10 protein-coding genes are annotated in these 11,304 nt (G+C 37.4%); 2 read left to right on the plus strand and 8 right to left on the minus strand.

Annotated elements, in window-relative coordinates; genetic code table 11:
* Window positions 1-21 precede the first annotated feature (21 nt).
* The 8 genes from H9L23_RS19195 to H9L23_RS19230 all read right to left on the minus strand — a co-directional run bounded on the left by H9L23_RS19195 (window position 22) and on the right by H9L23_RS19230 (window position 7,928).
* A complete protein-coding gene (locus H9L23_RS19195) occupies window positions 22-846 on the minus strand; it encodes a LamG domain-containing protein (RefSeq protein WP_187591856.1) in 825 nt (274 codons plus the stop codon).
* 366 nt (window positions 847-1,212) lie between these two features.
* The gene (locus tag H9L23_RS19200; protein ID WP_187591857.1) at window positions 1,213-2,049 is read right to left on the minus strand and encodes a DUF4595 domain-containing protein; all 837 of its coding nucleotides are present in this window, start codon (window positions 2,047-2,049) and stop codon (window positions 1,213-1,215) included.
* 40 nt (window positions 2,050-2,089) lie between these two features.
* Window positions 2,090-2,971: an alpha/beta hydrolase gene (locus tag H9L23_RS19205; RefSeq protein WP_246474743.1), complete on the minus strand. Its 882-nt coding sequence runs from the start codon at window positions 2,969-2,971 to the stop codon at window positions 2,090-2,092.
* Between the two features lie 29 nt (window positions 2,972-3,000).
* Entirely contained in the window at window positions 3,001-3,219 is a 219-nt protein-coding gene (locus H9L23_RS19210; RefSeq protein ID WP_187591859.1) for a hypothetical protein, read from the minus strand.
* Window positions 3,220-3,557: 338 nt separating this feature from the next.
* Window positions 3,558-4,632 (minus strand): peptide chain release factor 2 gene (gene prfB / locus H9L23_RS19215; RefSeq protein ID WP_115684151.1). Its coding sequence is split into 2 segments (ribosomal slippage): window positions 3,558-4,571 and window positions 4,573-4,632, totalling 1,074 coding nucleotides; the frame shifts between segments, so codons are not numbered across the junction.
* Window positions 4,633-4,764: 132 nt separating this feature from the next.
* Complete coding sequence (locus tag H9L23_RS19220) at window positions 4,765-6,069, minus strand: amidohydrolase (RefSeq protein WP_187591860.1); 1,305 nt, start codon at window positions 6,067-6,069, stop codon at window positions 4,765-4,767.
* Window positions 6,070-6,171: 102 nt separating this feature from the next.
* On the minus strand, window positions 6,172-7,353 hold the full coding sequence (locus H9L23_RS19225; RefSeq protein ID WP_187591861.1) for an NHL repeat-containing protein: 1,182 nt from the start codon (window positions 7,351-7,353) through the stop codon (window positions 6,172-6,174).
* A 65-nt stretch (window positions 7,354-7,418) separates the two neighbouring features.
* Window positions 7,419-7,928, minus strand: coding sequence for a hypothetical protein (locus tag H9L23_RS19230; protein WP_187591862.1), 510 nt, complete (start codon window positions 7,926-7,928; stop codon window positions 7,419-7,421).
* A gap of 213 nt (window positions 7,929-8,141) precedes the next feature.
* On the opposite strand from H9L23_RS19230, the gene pgi reads away from it, so the two are divergent.
* Window positions 8,142-9,788 (plus strand): glucose-6-phosphate isomerase, encoded by a 1,647-nt coding sequence (gene pgi / locus H9L23_RS19235; protein WP_187591863.1) that lies wholly within the window; start codon window positions 8,142-8,144, stop codon window positions 9,786-9,788.
* Between the two features lie 180 nt (window positions 9,789-9,968).
* The gene (locus tag H9L23_RS19240; RefSeq protein ID WP_187591864.1) at window positions 9,969-11,282 is read left to right on the plus strand and encodes a M16 family metallopeptidase; all 1,314 of its coding nucleotides are present in this window, start codon (window positions 9,969-9,971) and stop codon (window positions 11,280-11,282) included.
* Window positions 11,283-11,304: the final 22 nt, after the last annotated feature.

Here is an 11,304-nt window from a genome sequence, read left to right on the forward strand (position 1 = left end):
TATGCATGTTGATGCTATCAATTAAAAGGCTCTTTCTCTACCCATGTAAACATTTTTACCAGTGTAAAAAGTATTACCAGACGGGCCTGGAGAGCCGCTATCACCTTCCATTTGCATGTTAATGATGAGCCACATCGGTTTATTTACCGAATTGCTCATAGTATGTTTAGCTACCCAAACGTTATCGATATAATAATGGCAATCTACGTCGGTTGCACTTACTTTATTGTACCAGCATTTATAATTATGGTACGAGCCCGCAGTAGAAACTGTTGTAAGTTTATTTTCCCAGCCGCCATCGTAGGTATTCTGCCAATTGGTATTACTGCCTTTAAACTCCATAATATCACTTTCAGGTGGCCATGAATTAACGCCGGTGATCCAGAAAGCAGGCCAGGTTCCTTTAGTGGTTGGTACAGCAAAATCGCCCGAAATGGTATAACTGGGAAACTGATCATTAATCAACACCTGCTGTTTGGCATAACAGGCCCCAGAATTGTACCATATTGCCAGGTTTGTAAAGCCATTGGCCGTACTGTTTCCAGGCGAGGAAGCTAAACGAGTAGCTTTAATGGTTAATACCCCGCCACTCAACGAAATCTGGCTATGGTTGGTGGTACTTCCCACCATACGTGCAGAACCATTATGATCGGTACCCCAGGGATAATTATAATTCCATTGTGCCTCGAAAGCAGTATAACTGGCTAAAGAGTTACCATCAATCAATGTTTCCCAGGCTTTAACCTGACCATTTTCTGATTGAACTGTTTCTTTATCCTTTTTACAAGATAAAAGGGATAAAAATGCGCATGCAAATAGCATACACCACATTTTTTCATTTCTCATGTTTTTTGAATTAGGTAAATATTTGGTTAATTGTAAAGCATTTAGCAATTGATCACCCAATAAAAAGTACACATAAAAACCCGTAATTCACCATTAGTTACCTTTTAAAATGGCATATAAAATAAACTCAGGTTGATATGTTTTTATAAATTTGGTTAGATCAGGCGCGTAGTAATCGGTTTCGAAACGACATCACTGTAAGCAAATATAGACGACAAGTTGCTAAAAAATGAGGGGCTAAATCGTAAAAAAGGAGTGGTAAAATGAGCGTTTTAGTCAACCAGTTATAAGAATACGACAAAAAAGCGTTTAAAAACAAAAGCCTGATCAAGAACCATGATCAGGCTTTCCAATATTTTTAAACCATTAATTACAAGTATAGCTTAAATTGTATTTTGCATTATAAGTTTCAGTTGTAGAAGGCCCGCTAGAAGGGTAAAAAGTAGAAATATTTGAAAAGTTTAGTGAACTGGCATTACCCTTTGCATCATATTGTGAAGTGAAAGTAATTACATCGTCACTAAATGGCTTACCATCCTGATCAACGGTTTTAGATACACTTTTAATGAGTACATTTTTAGATTGTTTGCCGAAATATCCTCCAGGGAAATAATCAACATGATATGAAAGTGGATCGGAGATTTCGTAGGTATTAACGGCAATATCGTTCGAATAAGAATAAGTAGTAGTTTCAGTGAAACGTAGATCTCCACTAACTGATACAGCTTTTACCAAATTCCCATTTGAGTAAGTTAAATTATCAGTGGTACTCAAATCGCTATTTAAATAATTCTTTACCTGAACCAGATAACCATCATTGTTATAGGTATATTTTCGTGTATAATCGTAAAAAACACCGCTAACCATAGTTATACCCTTGCTTCCACTCGATACTGCCCTTCCATTTTCGAGAACAATTTCGGCCATATAACCACTCTCATCAACTGCGGTAATTTTGCTGGCAGAATAGGTATAAGTATTTGTTTCAGGTCCCGTAGTTGCTTTCGATATCCGTCCCAAAGCGTCGTAAGCAAAAGTGATCGTATAACTGCCCAAAAAATTTAAATCAGCCTTTAGGGTGGTGAGCTTACAACCGTTGCCTTTGGCAAGCAGCTGTTCGTTATAATTAATTTCTTTTTTACAACCCGCTATTGTGATGATGGCAACAAAGGCTACCATGGCATATTTGATTGTTTTTTGCATTGAGATTTCTGGTTAAGAGGTTAAAATATCAGCAAAGATATTAAAATTTCTCTTTTTTCATCCAGTCAGCCAGCAAGTTAAACCAATCTACATCTGATGTTTTATTAATTAAGCCAAAACCATGACCACCTTTTTCAAAAAGATAAATATCGGTATCAACACCGTGTTTTTTTAATGCTTCGTTCATCAAAACACTATTTTCGTAAGGAACAGTTTTATCATCTTTTGCGTGTACAAAAAAAGTTGGAGGTGTTTTTTTGTTTACATTTTTATTGGCAGAAAAATAGTGTTTAAGGTTCTCAGGAGGATTTGGTCCCAATAAATTTTTCATCGTACCTGTATGTACCGATTCTTCGAAACTGATAACGGGATAAATTAATGCTCCGAAATTTGGCTTTAAATTTATTTTTTCAGGATCATCAATTTTTAAGTCGTTGTAATGTGCGATTAGGGTTGATGCAAAATGACCGCCTGCAGAGAAACCCATAATCCCGATTTTATTGGCTTTGATGCCGTACTTTTTAGCATTTTTTCTAATCAGATAAATGGCCTGCTGTGCATCCTGTAAAGGACCATAGGTTTTATCTACCATAATGGCATCGCTGGGTAAACGGTACTTTAACACAAAAGCAGTTACGCCAATGGCATTAAATCTTTTGGCCACATCGGTTCCTTCGTGACTAAAAGCGAGGGCACCATAGCCACCACCCGGACAGATAATTACTGCTGTACCGGTGGCAATGTTTTTAGGTGCTTCAAAAACAGTTAATGTAGGTATTGATACTTTGGTAATACTTAAAGTTCCATTTGAACGGACTTCGGTATTTTCTACATAATCAGCAGGAGTTGGTTTGGCCCCGGGAATGTTTCCTGAATAAACTGGAATTACCTCTTGTGCTTTCGCTGTAACTAGAAATGACATCAATGCTAGGATTAAAATAGCCTTCATATTTATTTGCTTTCTTTTTTGGTGGTTCTAAGATAATATAATAGTGAATTATATTCCTCATTGGCCATTAAGTGGATCGGAATAAAAAACTGCGAATGCATCATCACATTTGTTATACTAATGTATTGATCATAAACTTTAAACGATGTAAGGATATTCCATTTTGCGAAAGATCGATAATTATCGGTAATACCTTCAATGCCTTCATCAGTGATTATCAACTTACGCGTGTTTGAAGGAAATGCCAGATTCGTAGTATTTTCAAACTTAGTCCAAAAACTACGTTTTGATCTTAACATCCTAATAAAAGTACTTAAAGCAACAATCCAACAGAAAATTAACATGCTTAAATCTATCTCTTCATTCTTTACAATGTAGTGCAAATAGCCGTACATAACAATTCCTAACAAGAAGGAGACCAATGAAACAATTTTAAGTCTATTGCTAAACGTCTTCCAGATTATCTGGTTTGACTCCAATAAGCTTTTTTTTACATTAAAGTCTTCGATGATGATATTCATATCTATTCTTTTGCTTATATCTGAAAGGCATACATCTACTAAAACTCCATTAAATAAGCCTTTAAAAAATCATTGATATCACCATTTAAAACCGCATCAGGATTCGACGTTTGATAATTGGTGCGGTGATCTTTCACGCGCCTGTCATCAAGCACATAACTTCTGATCTGCGAACCCCACTCAATTTTCTTTTTTGATCCTTCTATCAGTGCAGTTGCTTCATTGCGCTTGCGTTCCTCAATTTCATATAACTGCGATTTTAATAAACGGATGGCATTCTCTTTATTCTGCAACTGTGATCTCGACTCCTGGTTTTTAATGATGATACCCGATGGCTTGTGGTATAAACGCACGGCAGTTTCTACCTTGTTTACATTTTGTCCACCAGCTCCGCCGGCCCTAAAAGTTTCAAATTCTATATCCGCAGGATTAATATCAATTTCTATCGTATCATCAACCAATGGATAAACGTACACCGAAGCAAAAGAGGTATGCCTGCGGGCGTTCGAATCAAATGGAGAAATACGCACCAAACGGTGCACACCATTTTCACCTTTAAGGTAACCGTAAGAAAAATCGCCATCAAACTGGAGCGTAACCGATTTTATACCTGCAACCTCTCCTTCCTGACTGTCTTGCTCGGTGATTTTATATCCGTTTTTCTCGCCCCACATCATATACATCCGCATGAGCATGTAAGCCCAATCGCAGCTTTCCGTTCCACCAGCACCTGCGGTAATCTGTAGTACAGCAGAAAGCTGGTCTTCCTTATTCCGCAACATATTTTTGAGTTCCAGCTCTTCCACAGCAGTTTTGCCGATCTCGAACTGATCTTTCAATTCTGCTTCCGAAGCATCTCCTGATTGAAAAAACTCAAACATCACGGCAGTATCTTCAACTGCGTTATTGGTTTGGTTAAACCCATCAGTCCATTTTTTCTTTGAACTGATTTCGGCAAGAATTTTTTCTGCTTTTTTTGGATCGTCCCAGAAATCGGGCGCCATTGTTAATTTTTCTTCTTCGCGAATGGCGTAAAGTAGCTCATCAACGTCAAAGATACCTCCTCAGCGACGTTACTCTGTCCCTTAAATCCTGAATTTGTTCTTTGGTCATGGAGCAAATATATAAAATCGCTTTGAGCATAGCGCATGGCGCAAAGCGATTTCGGTTAAAACTGATTCTTTACTGTTTGCTAATAAATTTTATTTCTTTAATCAATCAGGCACAATGACTAATGAACCACCTTTATTTCTTCATCGACATATAATCCAGCGTTAGATTGGATAATAACTTAACACCTAACACAAAGCCGCTTTCATCGAGGTAAAAATCTGGCGTATGGTGCGATGGCGCTTTTAATGGATCCTTACCTTTTGGCATTCCTCCTAAAAACACAAATAAACCCGGTACTTTTTCCTGAAAGAAAGAGAAATCTTCTGCCCCGGTAACGGGCGGTTTTACCTTAACATGTTCCTTACCTGCTGTGGATTGCATACTTGGCAGCATTTTTTCGGTTAGTGCGATGTTATTAAAGGTAACAGGGTAGTGATTGCTGTATGGAATTTTAACTTCAGCCGTTGCGCCGCCAGCTTCAGCTGTTTTGGTTACGATGGTTTTAATGCGCTCGATAAACATGGCTTCATCTTCTTTACTGAAATTACGTACCGTACCCAACATCTCTACCTTTTCAGGGATAATGTTCGATCGTACCCCGCCATTAATAGCACCTATGGTAACCACACCAGGATTTTCAGTTACGTTTAAGTTTCGACTTACAATGGTTTGCAGGTTATTGATGATTTGTGCAGAAATCACCACCGGATCGATACTGCTCCATGGGTAAGCGCCATGTGCTTGTCGGCCGGTAACCGTAATTTTCATATCGTTTACTGCTGCCATGGTTCCACCCGGACGGTAAGTTACCTCACCAACCTCTGTTTGAGAGTTGATATGCAGTCCAAAAATTACATCTACTTTAGGATTTTCTAATACACCTTCTTTAATCATTAAAGCGGCACCGCCTTCATCTCCTGCCGGAACACCTTCTTCTGCGGGTTGAAATATGAATTTAACTGTTCCCTGAATATCTTTTTGCATTGAAGCCAGTACCTCGGCTACGCCCATTAAGATGGCCACATGGCTATCATGTCCGCAGGCGTGCATTACACCAACTTCTTGTCCGTTATATTGCGTTTTCACTTTTGATGCAAAGGGCACATCTACTCTTTCGGTAACTGGGAGCCCATCCATATCGGCACGCAGGGCCACCACCGGCCCAGGTTTACCACCTTTTAGAATTCCTACTACACCCGTTTTGGCCACACCTGTAGTTACTTTTATTCCTAGTGACCCGAGGTGTTTTGCAATAATACCCGCTGTTCTTACTTCCGTATTTCCCAATTCAGGATGCTCGTGAAAATCGCGCCTCCAGGTAATTACTTTTTGTTCAATGGCATCAGCTTTTTTTGAAACCAAAGGTCTCAAATCCGATTTTTGAGCAAAAGCATTTAATCCAAGCAGGGAAAAACCAATCAGGTATATTTTTTTCATGATGTAGTTGTTTAGTTTAGGTGCCCTAATCTAAACAATTTTATGGAGAGATGGAATTGTATAAAACGATAATAGCCATCCCAAGGGATGGCTATTAGAACATTAACCTTTTTTATAGATAACGATCTTTCTTACATAAATATCACAGGCAATAACCTCATCATTAGCACCAATTGCCACTCCTCTAGCAAAATCTAACTGACCAAGTCCTATTTTTTCTCTAACATCGCCATTTTCATCAGTTTTAATAATATAGCCGCCGGCTGCAATATATAAGTAATCACCTTTAGCCTTAATGGCCCAGTAGTTATCTGACACCTTCCATGTTTTTAAATATTTGCCTTGTTTATCAAAAACCTGCATCCTGCCCGCATCACTAACATAAATGTTTCCTTTAAAATAACAAATGCCTAATGGTGTATAGAATTGACCACTTGCTCTACCCTCAGTACCAAATGTAAAAAGTAACTTCCCATTTGAATCGTATTTCTTAACCCGATCATTTAGGCTATCCACAATCCAGATATTCTGCTCATCATCAATAGTCAGCTCTTCAATGTTTCCAAATCCGTTATCCCCTGTTCCATAAACGCCCCATTCTCTAATCAACTGCTTATTGGCATCAAATATTTGGACGTAACTACTACTCTGCGTGCGGGTTGCTATATAATTTCCATTATTAAAAAAACCAGTTGCTCTGGCTCCCGAGCCAGTATAAAATAATTCCTTATAATTTCCATTTATATCAAATTTCTGAACACGGTTTAATCCCTCGTCACTTACATAAATATTTCCTGTTTTATCTGTTTCAACATGATATGCAAAGCTAAACTGACCAATTCCATTCCCCTCCGAGCCAAAAGATAGTGCACGATAGTAATTTAACCCTGAAGTATATCCAAAATCAGCATCACTAAACCTACTAAACGATTTCGGACTATTGTAGGTTCTAACCTTATAAAAATTTTTTGTCAAGGATTTACTAATCGCAGAATCATCAAAAGTTGTATCAGCCAATTCTTTTAACAAAACATATTTTTGAGCCACATTATCAAATTTATATAATTGATACTTTTGGGCCAAAGGCATGGGTGTCCAGGATACAGTTATACGTGATCCATAAATACCTTTTGTTGCTTTTAGATTTATTGGTCGATCAACATCAAGCGTATCGATAATTCTTAGGGTATCTATTTTGGTCAACCCCTCTTTTTCGCAAGAAGAAAAAAGAAAACAGGAAAAAAACAGGCAACAGGCTGCTAATAGTGAGAGCGATCTAAACATATTTTAAAATTTTGACGAAGATAATTATTTAACAGCACATGTTAAATAATTATCTTTTATCGGTGCTACCCAAACATGCCTTTCAACTTATCAACAATTCCACCTTCACTTTTTTGTCCGGGCTGTTGTGCCTGTCCGCCACCGTTAAACATGCCAATTACATCACTCACATCAAACTTACCATCACCACCACCTAAACTCCCTAAAACATCTTTAATATTAAAAGAACTGTCATTAGGATCATTCGTTTTTTGGGTAAACTTCGCAATTAAGCCAGGGATGATGCTCGATGCCAAAGATTTTGCAGTATCGGCATTAATCCCCAATCCACTTAATTTATCTATAAAACTTCCGGAGGCCTGTTCGGCAACCTGAGTACCTTCTGCTTTATTTCCATTAAAAATATCAGTCAAGGCGCCAATATTACCTGATGATACCTGATCTTTCAGGCTATCGAAAATAGATCCCGAAGCAGCCTGAATTACCGCTTCATTATGCTCGTTTGGAATAGCGGCATTGTTAACAACACTTTCCTGTACGTTTTCACGCACCATTTCATTTAAATTTTCTAACATAAGTGTAGAATTAAAAGATTAAAATAATTAATGAACTAACAGGGATGTTATTTTAAAGGTAAGCGGTTTAATCGAGATTAAAAACTCTAAGTTCGCTACATCTTATTGCATTTTATACCGATAAATAAAATTTAATATCTTCTTAATGATTTTGAACATTAAAAAGACCATTTTAAATTTTTGCTTTATTACTTTTACAAAAAAACAAAGATTATGTTACCTAAAGTAAATTTTACAGAAACTGAGGCCTACAAATATTTAGCCGATCATTTCATAGATATTAATCAAAAAAGCATTAAAGATCTTTTTGCTGAAGATGCAGATCGTTTCAATAAGTTTTCTGTTTTTTTTGAAGATATTTTATTGGATTACAGTAAAAACCGCATCAGCGATGAAACATTGGCGTTGTTAATTCAACTGGCACGAGAGTGTAAATTGGACGAAGCCATAAAATCGATGTACAACGGTGATAAAATCAACGAAACGGAAGATCGTTCGGTACTCCATATTGCGCTGCGTAATTTAAGCAATACCCCGATTTTAGTTGATGGTAAAGATGTAATGCCCGAAGTTAATGCGGTATTGGCTAAAATGGAAAAATTTAGCAACAGTATTATCAGCGGCGAATGGAAAGGTTATACCGGCAAAGCCATTACCGATATTGTAAATATTGGTATCGGTGGTTCTGATTTAGGACCAGTTATGGTGACCGAGGCATTAAAGCATTATAAAAACCACTTAAATATCCATTTTGTTTCTAATATTGATGGCACACACATTGCAGAAACATTAGCAGATCTAAATGCAGAAACCACCTTATTCTTAGTGGCATCGAAAACTTTTACCACGCAGGAAACCATGACCAATGCACACTCTGCACGTACCTGGTTTTTAGAAAAAGGAGGTAAAGAAAACGATATTGCAAAACACTTTGCGGCATTATCTACCAATGCAAAAGACGTTTCGGCCTTTGGTATTGATACCGAAAATATGTTCGAGTTTTGGGACTGGGTTGGTGGCCGTTATTCGTTATGGAGCGCAATCGGTTTATCCATTTCGTTAAGCATAGGTTTCGACAACTTTAAACAATTACTGGCCGGTGCCCATGCTACAGATAACCACTTTAAAACTGCTGAATTTGAAAACAATCTACCAGTAATTTTAGGTTTATTGGGCGTTTGGTACATCAATTTTTATAATGCAGAAACACAGGTTATTTTACCTTACGACCAGTACATGCACCGTTTTGCTGCCTATTTCCAACAAGGTGATATGGAAAGTAATGGTAAACATGTAGATAGAAACGGTAATGAGGTTGATTATGAAACCGGACCGATTATCTGGGGTGAACCTGGCACAAACGGTCAACACGCTTTTTATCAATTAATCCACCAGGGTACCAGGATTATTCCTGCTGATTTTATTGCACCTGCACAGAGTTTGAATCCATTGGGCGATCACCATCCAATTTTATTATCCAACTTTTTTGCACAAACAGAAGCTTTAATGAACGGTAAAACTGAGGAAGAAGTTAAAGCCGAATTAAAGAAAGAAGGCAAATCGGATGCTGAAATTGAAAAAATCGCACCATTTAAAGTTTTCGAAGGTAACCGTCCAACAAACTCTATTTTATTAAAAAAAGTAACCCCTTATACTTTGGGCAGTTTGGTGGCCATTTATGAACACAAAATATTTGTTCAGGGTGTAATCTGGAATATTTTCAGTTTCGACCAATGGGGCGTAGAATTAGGCAAGCAATTGGCCAAAAAGATCCTTCCGGAGTTAGCGGGAAGTGAAAATGTATCAAGTCATGATAGTTCCACAAATGGCTTAATTAACCAGTATAAGGCCTGGAGATAAAAATTTTAAAATATTCTAAAAAAAAGCGGGTTTAATACTCGCTTTTTTTGCTTTAATCCATATTTTAGGGCTTCCTTATTTTCGATCCATACTTAATGGAGAAATCCGAATTAACTTATTTAAGAAATAATCGCTCGCTTCTGCCTTTGATCATTTCGCATCATTAAAAACAAAAAATTTATGAAAAAAAGAATTCTTTTTGCTTTGGCTATTTCGGGCCTGTGCTTAAGTGCATCTGCACAAAAAGTACAGTTTACCGAATTTGACCTCGACAATGGCCTGCATGTTATTTTACATCAAGACAAAACTGCTCCCGTTGTTGCCGTTTCAGTGATGTATCATGTTGGTTCAAAAGATGAAGAAACCCAACGCACAGGCTTTGCCCACTTTTTCGAACACTTATTATTCGAAGGTTCGGATAATATCAAAAAAGGTGAATTTATGAAATTAGTGAGCAGTAATGGCGGCCAGAACAATGCCAATACCTCTCAAGACCGTACTTTTTACTATGAAGTTTTTCCATCTAACCAATTAGAACTGGGTTTATGGCTGGAAAGTGAAAGAATGTTACATCCGGTAATTAATGAAGTAGGCGTCAAAACACAGAACGAAGTAGTAAAGGAAGAGAAACGTTTACGTATTGATAATTCACCTTATGGCAAATTTACTGAAAAAATATTTTCACATTTATTTGATGGGCATCCTTACCGCTGGCAACCAATTGGCTCTATGGAACATTTAGATGCCGCAAAATTGAGTGAGTTTATTGCTTTCTTTAAAAAATATTATGTACCTAATAATGCGGTATTAACCATTGCCGGCGATGTAGATATAGAAAAGACTAAAGCTTTAGTAAAATCATACTTTGCTGAAGTGCCTAAAGGCGCGCCCATTGTACGTAAGGATTTCAAATTACCTGAAATTACAAAAGAAATTATTGATACGGCTTATGATGCCAATATTCAAATCCCAGCCATCTTCGCTGCATATCGCGTGCCTGGCATGAAAAGCAGAGAAAGCAAGGTTTTAGGTATGATCAGTTCTATTCTATCAGAAGGTGGAAGCTCAAGGTTGAGCACTAAAATGGTTGACCAGAAAAAAACCGCATTACAAGTTGCCGCTTTTAATTATTCGTTAGAAGACTATGGCGCCTACATCACACTTGCCCTACCTAATAAAAACACCCCGCTTAACGATCTGTTAAAAGATATTGATGAAGAAGTTTTACGTCTTCAAACTGATCTCATTAGCGAAAGCGATTATAAGAAACTGCAGAACAAGTTCGAAAACAACTATGTGAGTGCAAATAGCAAAATGCTTGGCGTTGCAGAAAACCTGGCTGATGGTTATACTTTCCATGATAAGGATACAAACGATATTAATAAGGAATTAGAGGTAATCAGATCCATCACCCGTGAGGAGATCAGAGATGTTGCCAAAAAATACCTGAACAAAAACCAAAGAGTTGTATTGTATTACTTACCTAAGAAATAAGCTAACCGCCTTTCATTTTAAT

The organism is Pedobacter roseus, assembly GCF_014395225.1.
In the GTDB taxonomy this organism is placed as follows: Bacteria; Bacteroidota; Bacteroidia; order Sphingobacteriales; family Sphingobacteriaceae; genus Pedobacter; species Pedobacter roseus.